Raw genomic sequence first — 21,459 nt, 5'->3', positions numbered from 1 at the left:
GAAGGCTAACTCCGTAACCTCCAGATTGTGCCGATCGGCTCGATCGGTCAATGTGCAGCGATGGTCGACCATCTCCTGATCTTCATCGCCTTCGCCTTCCTGCTCGCCGGCTTCGTCAAGGGGACACTCGGCCTCGGTCTGCCGACGGTCGCGACGGGACTGCTGGCAACCACGATGGCGCCGGGCCAGGCGATCGCGATCGTGATCGTGCCGGCGATCGTCACCAATATCTGGCAGACCTTCGTCGGCCCCTATCTGCGCGACATCCTCAAGCGGCTGTGGCCGCTGATGCTCGGCACCGTGGTCGGAATCTGGATCAATGCCGGGCTATTGACCGGGCCGTACGCAGCCTACGGCACCGTCGTGCTCGGCGCGCTGCTGGTGATCTACGCGATCGTCGGCCTGAGCAGATTCAACTTCAAGGTCGCGCGGCGCCACGAGAAATGGATCGGCGGCATCGTCGGCGTCATCACCGGGCTGATCTCGGCGGCAACCGGCGTCCAGGTCATTCCCTCGATGCCGTTCATGCAGGCGATCGGCATGGACAAGGACGAACTGGTGCAGGCGCTCGGCGTCTTCTTCACCACCGCGACCATCGCACTCGCCTTCAATCTCACGGCCTCGGGCCTGCTGACCGCGGCCACCGCGCTGCCCGGCGCGGTGGCGATGGTCGCATCGTTCATCGGCATGCTCATCGGCCAGGCGGTCCGCACACGGATGCAGCCGGACGTCTTCCGCCGCTGGTTCCTGATCTCGATGATCCTGCTCGGCATCTATCTGGCCGGCAGCGCGCTGCTCAAGATCCACGGCTGAGAACCTAGCGCGCCTCCAGCATGGCGACGCGGACGCCGAGATAGATGAAGAGCGCGCCGAGCGAACGGTTGATCCAGGCGATCACGCCGGTCGATTGCCGGATGCGGCCGGCAGCCCGCGCCGCAAAGGCCGCGAGGCCGAGGCACCACAGCGTGCCGCCGGTGATGAAGATCAGCCCGAGCACCAGGAAGGCGAGCGTCTTGTGGGCCGAGTCCGCCGCCACGAATTGGGGCAGGAATGCCAGGAAGAACAGCGCCACCTTGGGGTTGAGGATGTTGGTCAGCGCCCCCTGCCAGAACACACGCGAGATCGAGGTCTCGCCGCCCTGCCCGGCGATGTCAGCGATCGGCTTGGCGCGCGAGAGCAGCATCTGCAGCCCGGTCAGCACCAGATAGGCTGCGCCGATCAACTTGACGGCCAGGAACGCGGTCGAGGACGCCATCAGCAGCGCCGACAGCCCGATCGCCGCGCCCAGCACGTGAACCAGGCAGCCGCAGCTGATACCGATCGCCGCAGCGGCTCCGCCGCGCCATCCGTGCTGAATCGTGCGCCCTATGATATAAGCGGTATCCGGCCCGGGCGTGACGTTGAGCAGCAGCCCGGACAGGACAAACAGCCAAAGCTCGTGAATTCCCAGCATCTCGATCACATTAACCTATGTAAGTAACGAACCCGAAAGGACGGTCAGCCAACCTGCGCCATCCCAGCGACACACGAATTCAGTAGAGAAACGGACTGTACGATCCGTTGGTCGCATGCCAATTCCTGCTACTATGCATTATAGGTGCCCTTAAACCGAGCTTCCGCCGGACCCGGCCTGTCTTGTAAGTATCGGATTCGGTCACCTCGGCTAAGTGGCCAATTCCAGGGCACAGGAGACATGGAAAGACGGCTCGCTGCCATTCTTTGCGCTGATATCGCCGGTTATTCCCGCATGATGGGTGTCGACGAGGCGGGGACGCATGCCTCGTTCAAGGCGCATCGCAGCGCGATCTACCCGATCATCCTCAACCATGGCGGCCGAATCGTCAAAAACACCGGCGACGGCTTCCTGCTGGAATTTCCGAGCATCATCGGCGCGATCGAGGCTGCCGTCGCGATGCAGACCCTGATGGCCGAGCGCAACGAACATCTGCCGGCCGACCGCGCCATGCACTTCCGGATGGGCGTCCACATGGGCGACGTCATGGCCGACGAGGACGAGGTGTTCGGGGACGACGTCAACATCGCGGTCCGCCTCGAGACCGTCGCCGTGCCGGGCGGCATCGCGGTGTCGGACAAGGCCCGCACCGAGTCAGGGCGGCGGCTTGCCGTCACCCTGGTCGATGCCGGCCCGCACCGCTTCAAGAACATCGCCGAACCGGTCCATGTCTGGACCTGGGCGCCGGCCGGATCCGATCTCCAGGAGAAGACGCCGGATGACGGCCCGCATCTGCCGGGGCAATACCGGACCGCGATCGTCGGCGTGCTGCCGTTCGATAATCTGAGCGGCGGCGCCGACGAATATTTCTCCGACGGCCTGACCGAGGATCTGATCCACGCGCTGTCGCTGCAATCCTTCTACCGCGTGCTGAGCCGCAACTCGACCTTCGCCTACAAGGGCAAGAACGTCTCGACCCGCCTGATCGCGCGCGAAATCGACGCGACCTATCTGATCCAGGGCTCGGTGCGCCGCGCCGGCAACAAGATCCGCGTCTCCGCCGAGCTGATCGCGCCCGAGAAGGGCGAGCAGCTGTGGACCGGCCGCTACGACCGCGACATGGGCGACCTGTTCGCGATGCAGGACGAGATCACCGCCAACCTCTCCGCCGCGGTGGCCCAGGAGATCTACCGTGCCGAAGCCTCGGCACCTGCGCGCTCGCCGAACGCCGAACTGACCGCGTGGGATCGCTTCCTGAAAGGTCTTTCGCACTACTATCACCAGACCAAGGACGATTGCGAAACCGCGATCGCGCTGTTCAAGGAGGCGATCGAGCTCGACCCCGCGTTGTCGATCGCGCGCGCCTATCTCGCGCTGATCCAGATCCAGAGTATCCAGTTCGGCTGGATTCCGAGTACGCGCGAATTGTGGGCCTCGTCGGTCAGCCTGGCCGAGAGCAGCGTCCGGCTCGACCCGCGCTCCTCGTTCGCATTTTCGCTGCTGGCCTATCTGCATGCGATGCAGGGCCACTACGAAGCCGCGATGGACGCCATCAAGCGGGCGATCGAGCTCAACCCCTACGATATGGGCGCCCGCGGCGTGCTTGGAATCTGCCACATGGTGATCGGCGATCATCGCAAGGCGGTCGATCTGTTCTCGACGGCGGTCCAGCGCGGCAACAGCGACCCGCGCTACCAATGGGGAGCTTTGAACGCGTTCAGCCATTACCTGCTCGGACAATACGACGCATCGCTGTCATGGTCGCGCGAAACGCTCTATCTCAACCCGAACCACCTGCAGGGTCTTGCGGTGCGCGCCGCGGCGCTCGCCCAGCTCGGCCGCGCCGACGAAGCCGCGCAGGCCGCCGGGGCGCTGCTCGCCAATCATCCCGACCTCACGGTCGAACGTCATTTGCGCAATTTCCACTGGAAGAACCCGGCCGACATCGCGCTCTATCGCGAAGGCCTCTTGAAAGCCGGCCTCCCGTTCGGCAAACTCGCTCTGGTTGCATCCAACTCGAAATTCGCCACTGATTCCTGAGCGAATTCATCCACCGGTAATGGATGCTTTTTAAGCTGAAGCTTTTCAGGATGTGGATCGATGTCCGATACGGCTGCAAACGCGGCACCCGCCCCGCAGGTTTCCCCTGACAATCCCTGCCCGTTCCTGCGTGCGCTGGTCGCCGGCGCCTATGTCGGCGGCCATATCGTGCCGCTGCCGACACTGACCGAAACCATCGACCGCGCCACCGGCAAGACCGGCCTCCCCGCACTCAGCGCCAGCGCCAAGATCTTCATGGTCGCGCAGATGGCCAACGGCATCGGTCCGTTCAGCCAGATTCGCAGCCTGTTGCAGGGCGCGATCCTCGACGAGTTGCGCAACGGCCCGCTCGACAAGCACGGCGCCGGCTCGCGCATCCTCGACCAGCATGCCGTCGTGCATGAGGACGAGATCGCGCGGCTCGCCACCTTCGGCACAGACTACAAGGCCCCCGACGGCAGCGTCGAACGCGGGCTGTCGGCCTCCGAGATCAAGACGTTCATGGCGGCGAACTTCCAGCGCGCCAAGGACGAGCATCCGCCGTCCTACGCGATCCTGCACTGCTACTATCCGCTGCTGATGCTCGGCGAGTGGCCGGTGCTGCTCGACATCATGGGCAAGGGCGAAGGCAAGGACCGCTATCTCAGCGTCGCCGAGGTCAGGACCTTGTTCGTCGAAAAGCGCTTTCCCGACCGGATCGTCGCGCTGCTACAGGGCTAGATTTCTTTTTGACACGTTTTCTTCACGCGAAACGGTATCCACTTCGCTCGAAAACGCTATCGTTCACTTGAACAGCGGCGTGCCGGGCACGAAGGCGTCGAACGCCGCCCAGAACTGCGCGCGATAGCGATCCTGCTCCTGCAGGATCTCGTGCTTGGAGCCGGCGATCACGAGATGCGAGCCGGCGCGCAAATGGTAGGCGAACTCCTCGATCGCCGCCGTCGACACCACCTCGTCATTGCTCGCCGCCAGCATCAGGATCGGCTGGCGGATTTCGGTCGGATACGACATGCCGCGGAAGGTGCGCATCGCAGTGAACGCAGTGTCGGCCCAGGCAATCGTCGGCGCCGCGATGCCGAGCGTCGGGTCTTCTTCCAGGATCGCCGCATTGCGGGCATGGCGCACCGGGTCGCTGGTCACGGGATTACCAATGAAGGGCGCGAGGCCGACCAGTTCGTCGCTGCTGCCCGGAACGTAACGGCCGCCCTGCCCGGCCAGTCGCATGATCCGGAGCAGCGCGCTTGGAAAGAACGACACGCGCCGGCGCGGCAGGTCGATCATCGGCGCCGACAGCACCATGCGGTCGAACCAGCGCTTGCCGGCATGCGCGATCCGCAGCATCACCGCGCCGCCCATCGAATGCGCCAGCGCGAAATAGGGCGGCGGGCAATCCGGCAGCACCACCTGCTGCACGAAGGTCTCGACGTCGACCTCGTAGTCGGCGAAGTCGCGGACGTAGCCCTTGCGTGGATCGCGCAGCCGCCGCGACGAATGGCCCTGCCCGCGCCAGTCGATCATCGCCACCGCAAAGCCGCGGTCGCGCAGGTCGCGCACGGTCTCGAAATATTTTTCGATCATCTCACCGCGCCCGCCGAATACGCAGACCGTGCCCTTGCGGCCGGGCGGCGGTGCCCAGCGCGCGAAGCGCAGCTCGGCCCCGTCGGGAGTCTTGATGCTGCCACTGACAACGTCGTCCGGAACCGGGTTGGCGGGGATCGAGACGAGCGTCATGCAGAAGACCGGCGTGGAGGGACAGGGTGCAGATCAAGGACGCCGGCGCCGAAAAAAGCGACGCGGTTTCCGCCTCTTGAACGCGACGTGACCCCTCCCATATCACCTCAGTGCAGGCCGCTACCAGTGTTTCGGAACCGGAACATCAGGCTGCACACATCTAAGCCCGGCCCGATGGCGGGCGGGTAACTGAAACAGTCGCTCATTGGAGGACTACCCCTATGCGTACCTACGACCTCACTCCGTTCTATCGTTCCACCGTCGGCTTCGACCGCCTCTTCAGCCTGCTCGATCAGGTGACCTCGGACGGCAGCCCCGGCTATCCCCCCTACAACATCGAGCGCACCGGCGAGAATGCTTACCGGATCAGCGTTGCGGTCTCCGGCTTCTCACAGGCCGAGCTTTCGATCGTCGCGAAAGAGAACACGCTGACGATCAAGGGCGAGAAAACCGCCAACGAGAACTCCGGCAACAGCGCCGAAGTGCTCTATCGCGGCATCGCCTCACGCGCCTTCGAGCGCGTCTTCCAGCTTGCCGACTTCGTGCAGGTGAAGAACGCTTCGCTCGAGAACGGCCTGCTCCATGTCGATCTCGTCCGCGAGATTCCCGAGGCCAAGAAGCCCCGCAGCATTCCGATCGGCGGCGGCGAGAAGGCCCCGCAGGTGGTTGACGGCTCGGCCAGCAAGGTCGCGGCCTAAGCAATGCCCCCCCCCCCGCGTCAGCAGATATTGGCTGAACGCGAAAACGCCCCGGGAAACCGGGGCGTTTTTTCTGTCGGTGCCGTAGCCCGGATGGAGCGCAGCGAAATCCGGGGACCTCTGTCCTGGCGCGACCGTCCCGGATTACGCTTCGCTCCATCCGGGCTACGCAGCGACGCTGGTCACTCCAGCCCCTGCACCTTCGGCATTTCCTGGGTCGGCAGGATCGCGGGCGCCGGCGGCGGTGGAGCGGCCTGACCGACGGTCGGAGCTTCGGCTTGCTGAACGGCCTGCGGTGCGGCCGCCTGGGCTTCGGCCGGCTTCGGTGCGGCCGCGGCCGGCTCGGGTGCAGCTGCCGGGCTCGGCGCAGTGGTCGGGGCGACGGCGGCCTGAGCCGCCGGCGCGGGAGCCTGGGCCGCCGCCGGGGCAGACACCGGCGCCGGACCGGGCGCTGCCTTGGCCGCGAGCGGGCTCCGCTTCGGCACCGGCACGCGGCTGGCGACATGCGGGATCGGGAGCGGCGGCCGCGGCACCCTCGCCTGGATCGCCCGCGGCATCGGGCCGACCGGGCCGTAGGTCGCGCTCATCTCCTCCTCGTAGTTGTCGCCGAGCCGGTAGGCCGGGGTGAAGCGGACGATGTGCCCGTCGCGGGCGTCAATCACCAGCCGGCCGTCGTCGCCGCCCTGGTCGATCACCGAAATCGTGTAGACGAAGCCGCGCTGCTGGGGCGCACCGAGCGGCAGATAGCCGTTCTCGCGCAGCACGGTGTAGACCTCGACCGGCGGCAGCAGGCTCGGGACGCGGCCGAAGCGCGGCGGGGGCGGAACCTCGGGCATCGCGGCGTAGGGCCCGTCCATGTCGGATACCCTGACGAAAGACGGGCTGCCGATCCGTGCTGATGTCACCAGCTGCGCCTGGGCCGAGGCTGCGCTGAGCGCGAGCGCGGCGGCTGCAACCGAACCTGTGAACAACTTCATCGCCGTAACTCCTGTCTGGCCCGCCTCTCGGAGCTTCCCGCTCTCTTGCCGGCGTGCCGGGCAAAACTTCGGTTTGAATTCCGGCGGTCCTTGGTCCCTCCTTGGGCCAGATCACGGCGTGTTTGCTTCGAATCAGGGGCGCCTGAGCGCCCGCCGAGCTGTCCGATCCAAGTATGCGGGCGAGGACTTCCTCGCGCTTGTGTGATAGACAAAAATTTGGCAAGGTCGAGGTTAGGACAGCAAAGCTGTCTCAATTTCGAGGCCATTCCGGCATAGGGATTGCAACGAAACCTCGGCGCCCCGGGCTCCGAGAATGCTGCAGGCAGGGCCGTCCCCCAGGGGACGTTGAAACGCCCATCGCCTGAATTTAGGAAAATGCGGCTCGCGGCGGACGAGCGGTGGCCCGGTGGGTGCCGCAACGTTCAAGGTGCGCCAAACACGGTGAGGCCCCTTACGAAAGGGAGAGGACACATGAGCGGGTCGGAATTCGAGCGCGAAACCATCGTGACAGGCATGCTGTCGGCGACCGCGGACTCGAAAGCCGCCGATGCCGCGCATGATGCGTCCTATGGACCGCATACCCCCGAGCTTCACACCTGGCGCCCGCAGGCCGAAGGCCTGTACGACCTGAGCCTGGAAAAGGACTCCTGCGGCGTCGGCTTCATCGCCAACATCAAGGGCCAGAAGTCGCATCAGATCGTCTCCGACGCGCTGAGCATCCTGTGCAACCTCGAGCATCGCGGCGCCGTCGGCGCCGACCCGCGCGCCGGTGACGGCGCCGGCATCCTGGTGCAGATCCCGCACGCCTTCTTCGCGCGCAAGACCTCCGAGCTCGGCTTCAAGCTGCCGAAGCCCGGCGAATACGCCATCGGCGCGCTGTTCATGCCGCGCGATGCCGCGTGGCGGAACGTGATCAAGAGCATCATCGCCGACGAGATCAAGAACGAGGGCTTCAAGCTGCTCGGCTGGCGCGACGTGCCGTCGGACAATTCCTCGCTCGGCGTCACGGTGAAGCCGACCGAGCCCTATCACATGCAGGTCTTCATCGGCCGCAACAATGCGGTCAAGACCGAGGACGATTTCGAGCGCCGGCTCTATATCCTGCGCAAGTCGATCTCGCAGGCGATCTATCAGCGCCGCGACCGCGGCATGGCGGGCTATTACCCGTGCTCGCTGTCGTGCCGCACCGTGATCTACAAGGGCATGTTCCTCGCCGACCAGCTTGGCAAGTACTATCCCGACCTGCATGAAGCGGATTTCGACAGCGCGCTGGCGCTGGTGCATCAGCGCTTCTCGACCAACACCTTCCCGACCTGGTCGCTGGCGCATCCCTACCGGATGATCGCCCATAATGGCGAAATCAATACGCTGCGCGGCAACGTCAACTGGATGGCGGCGCGGCAGGCTTCCGTGCATTCGGAGCTCTACGGCAAGGACATCAGCCGCCTGTGGCCGATCTCCTATGAAGGCCAGAGCGACACCGCTTGCTTCGACAACGCGCTCGAATTCCTGGTGCAGGGCGGCTACTCGCTGCCGCATGCCGTGATGATGATGATTCCGGAAGCGTGGGCCGGCAATCCCCTGATGGATGAGCAGCGCCGCGCCTTCTACGAATATCACGCCGCGCTGATGGAGCCGTGGGATGGCCCGGCCGCGATCGCCTTCACCGACGGCCGCAAGATCGGCGCGACGCTCGACCGCAACGGCCTGCGCCCCGCGCGCTACCTCGTCACCAAGGACGACCGTATCGTGATGGCGTCCGAAATGGGCGTGCTGAAGATTCCGGAGGACCAGATCGTCACCAAGTGGCGGCTGCAGCCCGGCAAGATGCTGCTCGTCGACCTCGAGCAGGGCCGCCTGATTCCCGACGACGAGATCAAAGCCGACCTCGCCAAGAGCCATCCTTACAGCGACTGGCTGCACCGCACCCAGATCCAGCTCGAGGAGTTGCCGGATGCGCCGGCCAAGGGCGTGCGCTCCAACCTGCCGCTGCTCGATCGCCAGCAGGCGTTCGGCTACAGCCAGGAAGACATCACGATCCTGATGACCCCGATGGCGGCCACCGGTGAGGAGGCTGCCGGCTCGATGGGCAACGACACGCCGATCTCGGCGCTGTCGGACAAGCCGAAGCAGCTGTTCACCTACTTCAAGCAGAACTTCGCGCAGGTCACCAACCCGCCGATCGACCCGATCCGCGAGGAAATCGTGATGAGCCTCGTCTCGATCATCGGGCCGCGGCCGAACCTGTTCGACCTGCAGGGCGTCGCCTCGACCAAGCGCCTCGAAGTGCGGCAGCCGATCCTGACCGACGCGGATCTGGAAAAGATCCGCTCGATCTCCGACGTTCCCGAGACCCACTTCAAGTCGCGCACGCTCGACACCACCTTCCACGCCGGCTTCGGCGCGGCGGGCATGGAGCAGGTGCTCGACGAGCTCTGCGCGCGCGCCGAGGGCGCGGTGCGCGAGGGCATCAACATCATCATCCTGTCGGACCGCATGACCGGCACCGACCGGATTCCAATCCCGTCGCTGCTGGCCTGCGCCGCCGTGCATCATCATCTGATCCGCACCGGCCTGCGCACCTCGGTCGGCCTTGTCGTGGAGTCGGGTGAGCCGCGCGAAGTGCATCACTTCGCCTGCCTCGCCGGCTATGGCGCCGAAGCGATCAACCCCTATCTCGCGTTCGAAACCATCCTCGCGATGAAGGACCGGCTGCCCGGCGCGCTCGACGACTACGAGATCGTCAAGCGCTACATCAAGTCGATCGGCAAGGGCCTGCTCAAGGTGATGTCCAAGATGGGCATCTCGACCTACCAGTCCTATTGCGGCGCGCAGATCTTCGACGCGGTCGGCCTCAAGGCGGACTTCGTCGCCAAGTATTTCGCCGGCACCCACACAAGGATCGAGGGCGTCGGCCTCGGCGAGATCGCCGAGGAGACCGTGCGGCGCCACACCGATGCGTTCGGTGACGGCCAGATCTACAAGAGCGCGCTCGACGTCGGCGGCGAATATGCCTACCGCACCCGCGGCGAGGATCATGCATGGACCGCTGAATCAGTCTCGACACTGCAGCATGCGGCGCGCGGCAACTCGCTGGAGCGTTACCGGGCGTTCGCCAAGATCCTCAACGAGCAGTCCGAGCGTCTGTTGACGCTGCGCGGCCTGTTCCGGATCAAGAGCGCCGAGGACGACAAGCGCAAGCCGGTCAAGCTCGAGGACGTCGAGCCGGCCAAGGACATCGTCAAGCGGTTCTCGACCGGTGCGATGTCGTTCGGCTCGATCTCGCGCGAGGCACACACTACGCTTGCGATCGCGATGAACCGGATCGGCGGCAAGTCGAACACCGGTGAAGGCGGCGAGGAATCCGACCGCTTCAAGCCGCTGCCCAATGGCGACAGCATGCGCTCGGCGATCAAGCAGGTCGCATCGGGCCGGTTCGGCGTGACGACGGAATATCTCGTCAACTCCGACATGATGCAGATCAAGATGGCGCAGGGTGCCAAGCCCGGCGAAGGCGGCCAGTTGCCCGGCCACAAGGTCGACGCGACGATCGCGCGCGTCCGGCATTCGACGCCGGGCGTCGGCCTGATCTCGCCGCCGCCGCATCACGACATCTACTCGATCGAAGACCTCGCCCAGCTGATCTACGACCTCAAGAACGTCAATCCGGACGGCCAGGTCTCGGTCAAGCTGGTGTCCGAAGTCGGCGTCGGCACGGTTGCCGCCGGCGTCGCCAAGGCGCGCGCCGACCATGTCACCATCGCGGGCTTCGAGGGCGGCACCGGTGCCTCGCCCCTGACCTCGATCAAGCATGCCGGCTCGCCGTGGGAGATCGGCCTCGCCGAAACCCATCAGACGCTGGTGCGCCAGCGGTTGCGCAGCCGCATCGCGGTCCAGGTCGACGGCGGTTTCCGTACCGGCCGTGACGTCGTGATCGGCGCGCTGCTCGGGGCCGACGAGTTCGGCTTCGCCACCGCGCCCTTGATCGCGGCGGGCTGCATCATGATGCGCAAGTGCCACCTCAACACCTGCCCGGTCGGGGTTGCGACCCAGGATCCGGTGCTGCGCAAGCGCTTCACCGGCCAGCCCGAGCACGTCATCAACTACTTCTTCTTCGTCGCCGAGGAAGTGCGCGAGATCATGGCGCAGCTCGGCTACAAGACGTTCGACGAGATGGTCGGCCAGGTCCAGATGCTGGACCAGACCGCGCTGGTCTCGCACTGGAAGGCCAAGGGCCTCGATTTCTCCAAGCTGTTCGTGCGGCAGAAGGAGGAGAAGGGCCAGACGATCTATCACTCGGAGGGCCAGAACCACCATCTGGACGCCGTGCTCGACCGCCGGCTGATCGAGAAGGCGCAGGCCGCGCTCGATCGCGGCGCGCCGGTCAAGATCGAGGAGGAGATCAACAACACCGACCGTTCCGCCGGCGCGATGCTGTCGGGCGCGGTGGCCAAGATCTACGGCCATGCCGGCCTGCCGCTCGACACCATTCATGTCGGCCTGAAGGGCACGGCGGGACAGGCGTTCGGCGCCTGGCTCGCCAAGGGCGTCACCTTCGAGCTCGAGGGTGAAGGCAACGACTATGTCGGCAAGGGTCTCTCGGGCGGCTGCATCATCGTCAAGCCGCCGAAGAACTCCGGCATCGTGCCGGAGGAATCGATCATCGTCGGCAACACCGTGATGTACGGCGCGATCGCGGGTGAGTGCTACTTCCGCGGCATCGCCGGCGAGCGCTTCGCGGTGCGTAACTCCGGCGCGGTCGCGGTCGTCGAAGGCGCCGGCGATCATTGCTGCGAATACATGACCGGCGGCATCGTGGTGGTGCTCGGCAAGACCGGACGCAACTTCGCGGCCGGCATGTCGGGCGGCATCGCCTACGTGCTGGACGAGAGCGGCGACTTCAACAAGCTCTGCAATCTTTCGATGGTCGAGCTGGAGCCGGTGCTGTCGGAGGAGATGATCAACGCCGACACCTACCATCACTCCGGCGATCTCGAGGCGCATGGCCGGGTCGACGTGTTCCAGAACCTGCTCGAGTCCGACGTGGAGCGGCTGCACGTCCTGATCACGCGTCACGCCAAGCTGACCTCTTCGAAGAAGGCGGCCGAGATCCTCGCTGACTGGAAGAGCTGGCTGCCGAAATTCCGCAAGGTGATGCCGGTGGAGTACCGCCGCGCGCTGAAGGAAATGAAGGCCAACGCCGACGCCGAGCCGAAAATCGCGATCGGCGCGTAATATCACCGGGCGTCATTCCGGGGCGCGCCATTGGCGCGAGCCCGGAATCTCGCCAGACCACTTCGAGACCTCCGGGTCTGCGCCTCGCGGCGCAGCCCGGAATGACGGACAACTGAGATGCAGGGGCATCGGGTTTCAATGGGTAAGATCACAGGTTTTCTCGAGATCGAGCGGCATGACCGCAAGTACGAGCCGGTCGCCGAGCGGCTCAAGAACTTCAACGAGTTCGTTATTCCGCTGAGCGAGAAGGACACGCGCGACCAGGCCGCGCGCTGCATGAACTGCGGCATCCCCTATTGCCACGGCACCGGCTCGACCGCGCCAGGCACGCCGGGCTGCCCGGTCAACAACCAGATCCCCGATTTCAACGACCTCGTCTATCAGGGCAACTGGGAAGAGGCCTCGCGTAACCTGCACTCGACCAACAATTTCCCCGAGTTCACCGGCCGGATCTGCCCGGCGCCGTGCGAGGCGTCCTGCACGCTCAACATCGACGACAACCCGGTCACCATCAAGACCATCGAATGCGCGATCGTCGACCGCGCCTGGGACAATGGCTGGGTGAAGCCGGAGATCGCGGCGCAGAAGACCGGCAAGAAGGTCGCCGTGATCGGCTCCGGCCCCGCTGGCCTCGCCGCCGCGCAGCAGCTCGCGCGTGCCGGCCACGAAGTGCATGTCTACGAGAAGTTCGCCAAGGCCGGCGGCCTGCTGCGCTATGGCATTCCCGACTTCAAGATGGAGAAGAACATCATCGACCGCCGCGTGGCGCAGATGGAAGCCGAAGGCGTCACCTTCCACTACGGCAAGGCCGTGGGCGGCTCGACGCCCGGCGCGATCGACCCGCAGGAGCTCGCCAAGCAATATGACGCGGTGGCGCTGACCGGCGGCGCGGAAGCCCCGCGCGACCTGCCGATCCCCGGTCGCGACCTCGCCGGCATCCACTTCGCGATGGACTTCCTGCCGCAGCAGAACCGCCGCGTCTCCGGCGAGCCGCTGAACGGCGCCGCCGACATCCTGGCCGGCGGCAAGCATGTCGTCGTGATCGGCGGCGGCGACACCGGCTCGGACTGCATCGGCACCTCGTTCCGGCAAGGCGCGAAGTCGGTGACCCAGCTCGAGATCATGCCGGCGCCGCCCGAGCACGAGAACAAGGGCGTGACCTGGCCGAACTGGCCGCTGAAGATGCGGACCTCCTCGAGCCAGGCCGAAGGCGCGGTGCGCGAATACGCCGTGCTGACCACGAAGTTCGAAGGCAAGGACGGCAAGGTCACCAAGCTGCATTGCGTCAGGGTCGACGACAAGTTCAAGCCGCTGCCCGGCACCGAGTTCACGCTCGACGCCGAGCTGGTGCTGCTGGCGATGGGCTTCGTCCATCCGGTGCACGAGGGCCTGCTCAAGACGCTGGGCGTCGAGATCGACCAGCGCGGCAATGTCCGCGCCTCCCTGCAGGACTACCAGACCTCGCGCGCGAAAATCTTCTCCGCCGGCGACATGCGCCGCGGCCAGTCGCTCGTGGTCTGGGCAATCCGCGAAGGCCGCCAGTGCGCACGCTCGATCGACAGCTTCCTGATGGGGAAGACCGACCTGCCGGGGTAAGAACCCCGGCCGTCACGCCGGACTGCATCTCTAAACTCGACTGTCATCGCCCGCGAAAGCGGGCGATCCAGTATTCCAGAGACGTCAGAGCTTGAACGGACAGGCCGCGGCGTACTGGATGCCCCGCCTGCGCGGGTGAAGTGCTCCGGCCGCGGGGGACGGCGGTAACGAGTTCCCTGATCGCTATGCTAGCCAGATTGAGGTGCCGACACTCGTCGTCAGCGCCCAATGCGAGCGTCAGGCTAGAATCACCTTTCCCGGATTGATGTCCTTCGGGTGGAAGAGTTGAGGTGTATCTGCCTCGGTAATTGAAGCAGCCTCAACTGCAACCGCTCCCTGCGAAAACGCCGATCTGATCGACTGACCGCTGGCAATTGCAGCATAAAAGCGAGGAGCGAATGTAATCGCGGCGAGGTCAGAGATCGAGGTTCTCATGGAAACCACAATCAATCCCAATTTCAGCAATGCTCTACGCGCGCCCGAGCTATCGCATGAATTTAGTACAACGATCTGAGGTGGGTTGTCGGTTGCCGCAAGGGCTTTAGCAAGAAGCGAAAATGAAATGCTCTCGTCAGCTTTTGCTCCGACCCTCCCGTTGTCCATGGCTATTCCACCTGCGCTCCCGTGTCCCGAGAAATGTATGATCTGAGGCCGAAAATCATTGAGCCCGTTCAATAGCGTCTTGAGGCCCGCGGCGGGTGAATACTCGACGATCACATTATCGCGGTACTCGGATGCTCGAATCGCTTCCTTCACCTTACGCACCTCAGCGTCGACGCGAAGCGAGTGAGCTTTGTTGGGATCAGCAGTTAGATAAAGAACGCTTAATCAGACCATCCCATTGAAAATCATTGCGTATTTTACATGAAAATGTCACGGACTTAGTCTCTCACTTGCATAAGTGACAAAACTAGTTCTGCACCCGCACGCCCAGCATCACAACTGTCGATGCCGAGCTTTGTCCCGCCAGGTTCGAATCCAGCCAGTCGCGGCGCACGGTGCCCTTGATCCAGAGGCTGCGGGTCATCTTGTAGATCAGGTCGGCGGACACCGAGTAGATGGTGTCGTTGCGATTGTCGCCCTGGTACTCGAGCGTGCCGTAGGTGAACTTGCCGATCGCGGTCAGCCAGCGGCGGAAGTCGTGGTCGACCTCGACGGTGTAGGTGCGCGACAGCACGCCGGAGGTGCCGGGCAGCGTGGTCTCGCCGAGCTGGGTGTCGGAATAGAATTTGGCCGTGGTCAGCGGCGTCGCGGTCCAGGTCAGCGAGGCCGTGGTCAGCAGGCCCTCGAGCCGGTTGAGCCGGGTGTCGGCGTAATCACGCATCGCGTAGCCGATCGAGACCTCGCCGAACAGTATGCGCGTGAACTCGAACGAGGTGCCGACCTTGGCGTAACCGCCCGATGAATCGCGTGCATAGCCGGCGCGGTCGAGATAGAGATCGTGGACGCGGCTGTCGCCCTGCACCTCGATGAACGGCTTCACGGCCGGATTGAGCTCGTAGCTGAGGCGGCCGATGCCGCCATATTGCGTGAAGTTGCGGTCGTCGTTCGACGACGAGGTGCCGTCGGTCAGCTTCGACCACTGGTAATCGGTGCGGTCGACGGTGGCGCCAAGCGAGACCTGCATGCGGTTGAAATGCTGGTCGATGCCGAAGGTGCCGCCGACCGTAGAGTAGAGCGGATATTTGGCGAGGCCGGCCTGCACGTTCGGGCTGCCGGGATTGTCGGTCGAGACCAGCATGCGGGCCTGCGCCAAGAGATGCGTGTCTCTGGAGACGTCGAGACGGCCGTCGATATGGCCAGTGAAATTCGGACGGTCGATATCGAGCGGCGCCGACAGCGGCGTGCCGTCGATCGGCGTCAGCTGGGAGCCGTAGCCGGTGAAGGAGCCGCGCAGATCGGCGACGACGGCGTGACGCTCCCAGTCCGACATCGCGACGAATTCCGGCGCGACCATGTAGAACGCCTTGCCTTGCGGCGAATTCAAGCGGCCCGGATTGGTATCGTAGCCGGCCATTACCTCGACCGCGGTCTTGACCATGAACGAGCCGGCGTAGTCGCCGACCGCGCCGAACGGATCATCGTCGATCTTGAGCCGCCTGCGCGGCGGCTGGCCGACGATGGTGCCGGCCATCGCCGGCGGCAGCGGCGGCTTGCTGGCGGTCTCCGACGGCGGGATCGATAGCCGCAATTGCCCGGCTGCCGTCAACGGCTGTGGCGTGGGCACCGGCGAGCCGGGTCCCGGCGGCGGCTTCGGCTTGGCCTGGCCCGGATAATATTTCGGCTTCAGCCGCTTCCGGTTGAGCGAGTCATAGCCTGATGTCGCGGCGCCGTTGGCGGCAGGAAGACCGTAGGTCGGGACCTGTCCGACGCGCTCCGACGTTGATGACGACGACGAGGCGCGCCGGCCGGGATCGGCGTCGGGCAGCCTCAAGCCGTTGAGCGGATCCATGGCATCGGCGGTGGTCCGGCGCAGCGGCGAATCCTGGGTGATGACCTGGCTCTGCCGGTTCGGGCTGAACAAATCGGGCGTCACGGTCTGGGCGTTGGCGAGCCCGGTGGTCGCGGTCAGCGCAAGAGTCAGCAAAAGGCATGGCAAAACCACGCGAATGCAGCATCCGCGCCGATTTGGGCCGCTTGCTGGCCGCCGCCACACGATGGAAATACCCCAACGAATCCATGCACTTGACATACGCATCCCGCCGGGCGGCGAAAAACGTCGTTAATGGAGTTAAAACAATTATGGTTAATGAGCCGTTGAGGATCCGCCGCCGCGCGTCGCATCGCGGAATCGAACGTGCTAAGGGATACGCCCGGGTGCAAAACCCTCCCCCTGGAATCCGAAATGGCCAAACCGAAACCGCTGATGACCAAATCATCCGGCCCCGATGACGGCGCCGTTCAGTCGGCGCTCCGCACCCTCGATGCCGAAGCAAGCGGCGTCGCTGCGCTCTCTGCGGCGCTCAAGTCCGACCTCGGCGCGGCGTTCACGGCGGCGGCCGAGCTGATCCGCAAGGCCAAGGGGCGGCTGATCGTCACCGGGCTCGGCAAGTCGGGCCATATCGGCCGCAAGATCGCCGCGACCTTCGCCTCGACCGGCACGCCCGCGTTCTTCGTGCACACTGCCGAAGCCAGCCACGGCGATCTCGGCATGATCACCGCCGACGACGCGATCCTGGCGCTGTCATGGTCCGGCGAGCAGCCGGAGATGCGCAACCTGATCGCCTATGCCGCGCGCTTCGGCATCCCGTTGATCGCGATGACCGCCGACAAGGACTCCACGCTGAGCAAGGCCGCCGACGTGCAGCTGACGCTGCCGAAGGCGCGCGAGGCCTGCCCGCATAATCTGGCGCCGACCACGTCCTCGCTGATGATGCTGGCGCTTGGCGATGCGCTGGCGATCGCGCTGCTCGAAGGCCGCGGCTTCACCTCGACCGATTTCAGCGTGCTGCATCCGGGCGGCAAGCTCGGCGCGCTCCTGAAATTTGCCCGTGACCTGATGCACAGCGGCGACGCGCTGCCGCTGAAGCCGCTCGGCACCAAGATGTCGGACGCGCTGGTCGAGATGACCTCGAAGGGCTTTGGCTGCGTCGGCATCGTCGACCGCCACGGCCATCTCGTCGGCATCGTCACTGACGGCGATTTGCGCCGGCAGCTGACGCGCCCCGACCTTTTGACGCTGTCGGTCGACGAAGTGATGACCATGACCCCGAAGACGATCGGCCGCGACACGCTGGCCGGCGAAGCGCTGGAGCTGCTCAACGCCTCGAAGATCACGACGCTGATCGTAACCGATGCAAAGAAGCCGGTCGGCATCATCCATCTGCACGATCTGCTGCGCGCCGGCGTGGCGTAAGAGTCACGCTTCCTTCCGTCATTGCGAGCGAAGCGAAGCAATCCATCTCTCCGCTTGCGGAGGCATGGATTGCTTCGTCGCTTCGCTCCTCGCAATGACGGCGGTTAGCTCGGAAATCTTGCCGCGGTCACCTCCAGCGGCAGCGCCAGCGCGTTGGCAAGGTAGGAGACCGTGCGGTAGAAGCCGCACAGCAGGATGATCTCCAGCACCTGATCGTCATCATAATGCGCCGACAGTGCCGCGTACTCCGCGTCGCTCAGCGTCGCGCGCGCATGCAGCGCGTCGACCGCGGCGATCATCGCCTGTTCGGCCGGCGACCAGCAGTCGGCATCGGCCGCACCACGCACGGTGGCGTGGATCTGCTGCTCCGACAGCCCGGCGGCAGCGCCGAACGCGGTGACGTGCACGCCCCATTCATATTCGCATGCATTGAGCGCGCAGGTGCGGTCGATCACGATCTCGCGCTCCCGCAAGGGCAGCGGCCCGCGGTCGAGCAGGCTGCCGCCGCGAAATTTCTCCCAGGCGCGCGGGTGCCCCGCCATCATGCGGAACAGCACCAGCGGCGGCTTGCCGCGCATGATGCGGTCGAAATGCTGTTGAACGTCCGCCACATAGGGCGGGTCGAGCGGCGCGATGCGTGACATGGCTTGATCTCGTTGCTACATTTATTGTAGCCGCACGCTACAATATCTGTAGCGACAGATGCAAGAAAGATTCGAAAAGGATTCGCGATATGGCGAAGCAGGTTCCGACCGCCAAACCCGGCGTCCGCGGCTCACGGACCGGCCGCCCGATCATGGCGCTGCTCGATCTGCTCGGACGGCGCTGGACCTTGCGCATCGTCTGGGAGCTGCGCGAGGGCGCACTGACCTCGCGCGCGCTGCGCACCGCCTGCGACGAGGCCTCACCGACGATCCTGCAGACGCGATTGACCGAACTGCGCGAGGCCGGCTTCGTCGAGCTGACGGAGGATGGCTACAGCCTCACCGCGCTCGGCCGGGAGCTGTTCCAAACCTTCACGCCGCTCAGTCGCTTCGCCGAGCGCTGGAGCAAGCACGGTGGCAGCTAGACCGCGGCCACTGTCAGGCTCGCGCCGTCGGCGCGGACCACCTTCACCCGGCTGCCGGCCGGCGCATCAGGGCCGGCGACGCGCCAGACCGTGTCGTCGATCCGCACCGTGCCTGATCCATCGACGATCGGCTTCTCCAGCGTGAATTCGCGGCCGACCAAAGCTTCGTTGCGGCGATTGAGGAATGGATTGGTCTTGCTCGCCTCGGTCGCGCCCCTGGCAAAATGCCGCCACACCGGCACCGCCAGCGCGGCGAACACCGCGAACATCAGGAACTGGGTCTGCCAGGACGGCGTGAAGACGAACGACAGCAGGCCCACCAGCAGCGCCGCGAGCCCCAGCCAGAACAGGAACACCCCGGGCGCCGCGAGCTCCAGCGCCATCAGGATGAAGCCGAAGATCAGCCAGTTCCAGGTACCCAATGTCGAAAACATCTCGGCCATGACACAACCTCTCCCATTGCAGGCGCGATGCCGTCACACCTTTACCGCTGCGGCGGCACCGGCGGTGGCGGCGTCGGACCGGCCGACGGCACCGATCCGCCGCGCCGTGCGGCGGCCGCGGCGGATGCGGCACTCTCGCCGAAGGTGGCCTTGGCGATCTCGCCGATGCCGGCGAGCGAGCCGAGGATGCTGGTCGCCTCGATCGGCAGCATCAGCACTTTCTGGTTCGGCGAATCGGCCAATTGCCCGAACGCCTTGATGTACTTGTCGGCGATGAAATAGTTCAGCGCTGCGACGTCGCCCTTGGCGATGGCATCGCTGACCATCTGGGTGGCTCTCGCCTCGGCTTCGGCGGAGCGCTCGCGCGCCTCGGCGTCGCGGAACGCAGCCTCCTTGCGGCCTTCGGCCTGCAGGATCTGGCCCTGCTTGGCGCCCTCGGCGCGCAGGATCTCGGACTGCCGCTGGCCCTCGGCCTGCAGGATGTCGGCGCGCTTGACGCGCTCGGCCTTCATCTGCCGGCCCATCGCCTCGACGAGGTCGGCCGGCGGCACGATGTCCTTGATCTCGATTCGATTGACCTTGAGGCCCCACGGCGACACCGCGGCGTCGACCACGCGCAGCAGCCGCTCGTTGATCTCGTCGCGATGCGACAGCACTTGGTCGAGATCCATCGAGCCCATCACCGAGCGGATGTTGGTCATGGTCAGCACGATAATCGCCTGGTTGAGATTGGCGACCTCATAGCTCGCCTTCGCGGCATCGAACACCTGGAAGAACGCGACGCCGTCCACCGTCACGGTGGCGTTGTCCTTGGTGATCACCTCCTGCTCGGGGATGTTGATCACCTGCTCCATCATGTTCATCTTGCGCCCGATGCGATCGAAATACGGCACGATCAGATTGAGGCCCGGCGACAGCGTGCGGGTGTATTTGCCGAACCGCTCGATGGTCCAGTCATAGCCCTGCGGGACGGTCTTGATCCCGGCGAACAGCGTGACGATGACGAGAAGAACAAGCGCGATCGCGAAAATGTCGAAGCCAGTCATGAAGTCCTCCAAGGCACCGCGAGACCCGCGAGACCGTCGCCAGGCACGGTCGTGCATTGGTCGGCAGGACCGCTCCGCCGGTTCAGCCGGCTGTTGTTCTCTCTAGCACATAGAAAGCGGTTGTCGGACTGCCAGATGCACGCAAGCTGAACACGAGATGCAGCAAGGCTGAACGAAGCGCTGTGCCGCTGTCACGGATCGTTAACAATCAGATCCAGCCCGCCTGGATCAAGCCTTGCTAGATCCAGCCCTGGAGCTCGCGCAGCACGAGCTGGCGGATCACGTCCATGCCGCCATCGCTGTCGTTGAGGCAGGGGATCGCCGCGAATTGCTCGCCGCCATTGTGCCGGAAGATCTCGGCATTCTCCTGCGCGATCTCCTCCAGTGTCTCCAGGCAGTCGGCGGAGAAGCCGGGCGTGACCACGGCAATTCGCCGCACGCCGTCCTTGGCCAGCTTCTCAACCGTCTTGTCGGTATAGGGCTGCAGCCACTCGGCATTGCCGAAGCGCGACTGGAAGGTGAGGATCAGCCTGCCGGCATCGAGCCCGAGCCGCTTGCGCAGCGCGTTGGTGGTGGCAATGCACTGCGCCTGATAGGGATCGCCCTTGTCGACGTATTCCTTCGGCATGCCGTGGAACGATGCGAGGATGATCTCGGGCTGGAACGGCAGCGTCACGAGATGGTCATTGATCGAGACCGCGAGCGCCTCGATGTAGTCAGGGTCGTCGTAGTAGGGCGGCGTCACCCGCAGGATCGGTTGCGCACGCATCCCGGCCAGTACGCGAAACGCCTCGTCGCAGACCGTCGCCGACGTCGCTGCGGAATATTGCGGATAGAGCGGCACCAGCAGCAGCCGGCTGCAGCCTTGCGCCGCCAGCGCCTCGATGCGCTCCTTGATCGACGGATTGCCATAGCGCATCGCCCAGTCGACCACGACATGATCGTGATCGGCAATCGCCTCCGCGAGCTTGTCGGCCTGTGAGCGCGTGATGGTCTTCAGCGGCGACTCGTTCTTCGCGGTGTTCCAGATCTTCAGATAGTCGCGCGCCTTGCGGGCCGGGCGGACGCGCAGGATGATGCCGTTGAGGATCAGCTTCCAGAGCAGACCCTGGTCCTCGATCACCCGCGGATCGGACAGGAATTCCCTTAGATAGACCCGCACGCCCGCGGCATCCGCCGTATCCGGCGTACCGAGATTGACCAGGAGCACGCCGACGCGTTCCGGCTTCGGCGCCGCGGCGGGCTTCGCGCTCTCGAAGGGGATCACCGTCCTCATGATGGCGTTGCGCCTAAAGTCCTTCGCTTGGGGGCTTTG

Annotated in this window: 17 protein-coding genes; 8 read left to right on the top strand and 9 right to left on the bottom strand. The window is 65.0% G+C overall.

The genetic code is table 11. The annotated features are described in order from the left end of the window. Positions 1-60: 60 nt before the first annotated feature. On the top strand, positions 61-813 hold the full coding sequence (locus AC066Y_RS09110) for a sulfite exporter TauE/SafE family protein (protein ID WP_478273572.1): 753 nt from the start codon (positions 61-63) through the stop codon (positions 811-813). Positions 814-817: 4 nt separating this feature from the next. Here AC066Y_RS09110 and AC066Y_RS09105 read toward each other — a convergent pair whose 3' ends face one another. Then, on the bottom strand, positions 818-1,453 hold the full coding sequence (locus tag AC066Y_RS09105) for a LysE family translocator (protein WP_097671848.1): 636 nt from the start codon (positions 1,451-1,453) through the stop codon (positions 818-820). 240 nt (positions 1,454-1,693) lie between these two features. On the opposite strand from AC066Y_RS09105, the gene AC066Y_RS09100 reads away from it, so the two are divergent. Continuing rightward, entirely contained in the window at positions 1,694-3,493 is a 1,800-nt protein-coding gene (locus tag AC066Y_RS09100) for an adenylate/guanylate cyclase domain-containing protein (protein WP_478273571.1), read from the top strand. 60 nt (positions 3,494-3,553) lie between these two features. Next, positions 3,554-4,213: a hypothetical protein gene (locus AC066Y_RS09095; protein ID WP_478273570.1), complete on the top strand. Its 660-nt coding sequence runs from the start codon at positions 3,554-3,556 to the stop codon at positions 4,211-4,213. 63 nt (positions 4,214-4,276) lie between these two features. On the opposite strand, the gene AC066Y_RS09090 is transcribed toward AC066Y_RS09095, so the two are convergent. After that, entirely contained in the window at positions 4,277-5,224 is a 948-nt protein-coding gene (locus AC066Y_RS09090; protein ID WP_478273569.1) for an alpha/beta fold hydrolase, read from the bottom strand. A 221-nt stretch (positions 5,225-5,445) separates the two neighbouring features. Between AC066Y_RS09090 and AC066Y_RS09085 the strand changes: the two genes are divergently transcribed. After that, entirely contained in the window at positions 5,446-5,922 is a 477-nt protein-coding gene (locus tag AC066Y_RS09085) for an Hsp20 family protein (protein ID WP_176529107.1), read from the top strand. Between the two features lie 182 nt (positions 5,923-6,104). On the opposite strand, the gene AC066Y_RS09080 is transcribed toward AC066Y_RS09085, so the two are convergent. Beyond that, a complete protein-coding gene (locus AC066Y_RS09080) occupies positions 6,105-6,899 on the bottom strand; it encodes a hypothetical protein (protein WP_478273568.1) in 795 nt (264 codons plus the stop codon). Positions 6,900-7,370: 471 nt separating this feature from the next. Between AC066Y_RS09080 and gltB the strand changes: the two genes are divergently transcribed. Together gltB and AC066Y_RS09070 are read left to right on the top strand one after the other, a co-directional pair. Next, entirely contained in the window at positions 7,371-12,134 is a 4,764-nt protein-coding gene (gene gltB, locus AC066Y_RS09075; protein WP_478273567.1) for a glutamate synthase large subunit, read from the top strand. A 138-nt stretch (positions 12,135-12,272) separates the two neighbouring features. Continuing rightward, entirely contained in the window at positions 12,273-13,730 is a 1,458-nt protein-coding gene (locus AC066Y_RS09070) for a glutamate synthase subunit beta (protein ID WP_478273566.1), read from the top strand. 237 nt (positions 13,731-13,967) lie between these two features. On the opposite strand, the gene AC066Y_RS09065 is transcribed toward AC066Y_RS09070, so the two are convergent. Both AC066Y_RS09065 and AC066Y_RS09060 read right to left on the bottom strand, forming a co-directional pair. Then, positions 13,968-14,495: a CHAT domain-containing protein gene (locus AC066Y_RS09065; RefSeq protein ID WP_478273565.1), complete on the bottom strand. Its 528-nt coding sequence runs from the start codon at positions 14,493-14,495 to the stop codon at positions 13,968-13,970. 145 nt (positions 14,496-14,640) lie between these two features. Next, positions 14,641-16,422 (bottom strand): outer membrane beta-barrel protein, encoded by a 1,782-nt coding sequence (locus tag AC066Y_RS09060; RefSeq protein WP_478273564.1) that lies wholly within the window; start codon positions 16,420-16,422, stop codon positions 14,641-14,643. A gap of 153 nt (positions 16,423-16,575) precedes the next feature. On the opposite strand from AC066Y_RS09060, the gene AC066Y_RS09055 reads away from it, so the two are divergent. Beyond that, a complete protein-coding gene (locus tag AC066Y_RS09055) occupies positions 16,576-17,586 on the top strand; it encodes a KpsF/GutQ family sugar-phosphate isomerase (RefSeq protein WP_478273563.1) in 1,011 nt (336 codons plus the stop codon). 104 nt (positions 17,587-17,690) lie between these two features. On the opposite strand, the gene AC066Y_RS09050 is transcribed toward AC066Y_RS09055, so the two are convergent. Further along, a complete protein-coding gene (locus AC066Y_RS09050; RefSeq protein WP_478273562.1) occupies positions 17,691-18,230 on the bottom strand; it encodes a carboxymuconolactone decarboxylase family protein in 540 nt (179 codons plus the stop codon). Between the two features lie 89 nt (positions 18,231-18,319). Here AC066Y_RS09050 and AC066Y_RS09045 point away from each other — a divergent pair, with 89 nt between their 5' ends. Beyond that, a complete protein-coding gene (locus AC066Y_RS09045) occupies positions 18,320-18,655 on the top strand; it encodes a winged helix-turn-helix transcriptional regulator (protein ID WP_478273561.1) in 336 nt (111 codons plus the stop codon). Here the strand turns inward: AC066Y_RS09045 and AC066Y_RS09040 are convergent. The 3 genes from AC066Y_RS09040 to hemH all read right to left on the bottom strand — a co-directional run bounded on the left by AC066Y_RS09040 (position 18,652) and on the right by hemH (position 21,420). After that, on the bottom strand, positions 18,652-19,098 hold the full coding sequence (locus AC066Y_RS09040) for an NfeD family protein (protein ID WP_478273560.1): 447 nt from the start codon (positions 19,096-19,098) through the stop codon (positions 18,652-18,654). The genes AC066Y_RS09045 and AC066Y_RS09040 overlap by 4 nt on opposite strands. Positions 19,099-19,139: 41 nt before the next feature. After that, positions 19,140-20,144 (bottom strand): SPFH domain-containing protein, encoded by a 1,005-nt coding sequence (locus AC066Y_RS09035; protein WP_342724509.1) that lies wholly within the window; start codon positions 20,142-20,144, stop codon positions 19,140-19,142. 238 nt (positions 20,145-20,382) lie between these two features. Continuing rightward, on the bottom strand, positions 20,383-21,420 hold the full coding sequence (gene hemH, locus AC066Y_RS09030; protein WP_478273559.1) for a ferrochelatase: 1,038 nt from the start codon (positions 21,418-21,420) through the stop codon (positions 20,383-20,385). Between the last annotated feature and the right edge of the window lie 39 nt (positions 21,421-21,459).

The organism is Bradyrhizobium sp. USDA3010 (assembly GCF_056429065.1).
The sequence above is the reverse complement of the archived record's forward strand: the minus strand, read 5'-3'. Positions and strand labels throughout refer to the sequence as shown.

Bases quoted from the DNA above. Each gene is read 5' to 3' on its own strand.
- AC066Y_RS09110 (WP_478273572.1), top strand. From the start codon at position 61: ATGGTCGACCATCTCCTGATCTTCATCGCCTTCGCCTTCCTGCTCGCC.
- AC066Y_RS09105 (WP_097671848.1), bottom strand. From the start codon at position 1,453: ATGCTGGGAATTCACGAGCTTTGGCTGTTTGTCCTGTCCGGGCTGCTG.
- AC066Y_RS09100 (WP_478273571.1), top strand. From the start codon at position 1,694: ATGGAAAGACGGCTCGCTGCCATTCTTTGCGCTGATATCGCCGGTTAT.
- AC066Y_RS09095 (WP_478273570.1), top strand. From the start codon at position 3,554: ATGTCCGATACGGCTGCAAACGCGGCACCCGCCCCGCAGGTTTCCCCT.
- AC066Y_RS09090 (WP_478273569.1), bottom strand. From the start codon at position 5,224: ATGACGCTCGTCTCGATCCCCGCCAACCCGGTTCCGGACGACGTTGTC.
- AC066Y_RS09085 (WP_176529107.1), top strand. From the start codon at position 5,446: ATGCGTACCTACGACCTCACTCCGTTCTATCGTTCCACCGTCGGCTTC.
- AC066Y_RS09080 (WP_478273568.1), bottom strand. From the start codon at position 6,899: ATGAAGTTGTTCACAGGTTCGGTTGCAGCCGCCGCGCTCGCGCTCAGC.
- gltB (WP_478273567.1), top strand. From the start codon at position 7,371: ATGAGCGGGTCGGAATTCGAGCGCGAAACCATCGTGACAGGCATGCTG.
- AC066Y_RS09070 (WP_478273566.1), top strand. From the start codon at position 12,273: ATGGGTAAGATCACAGGTTTTCTCGAGATCGAGCGGCATGACCGCAAG.
- AC066Y_RS09060 (WP_478273564.1), bottom strand. From the start codon at position 16,422: ATGTCAAGTGCATGGATTCGTTGGGGTATTTCCATCGTGTGGCGGCGG.
- AC066Y_RS09055 (WP_478273563.1), top strand. From the start codon at position 16,576: ATGGCCAAACCGAAACCGCTGATGACCAAATCATCCGGCCCCGATGAC.
- AC066Y_RS09050 (WP_478273562.1), bottom strand. From the start codon at position 18,230: ATGTCACGCATCGCGCCGCTCGACCCGCCCTATGTGGCGGACGTTCAA.
- AC066Y_RS09045 (WP_478273561.1), top strand. From the start codon at position 18,320: ATGGCGAAGCAGGTTCCGACCGCCAAACCCGGCGTCCGCGGCTCACGG.
- AC066Y_RS09040 (WP_478273560.1), bottom strand. From the start codon at position 19,098: ATGGCCGAGATGTTTTCGACATTGGGTACCTGGAACTGGCTGATCTTC.
- AC066Y_RS09035 (WP_342724509.1), bottom strand. From the start codon at position 20,144: ATGACTGGCTTCGACATTTTCGCGATCGCGCTTGTTCTTCTCGTCATC.
- hemH (WP_478273559.1), bottom strand. From the start codon at position 21,420: ATGAGGACGGTGATCCCCTTCGAGAGCGCGAAGCCCGCCGCGGCGCCG.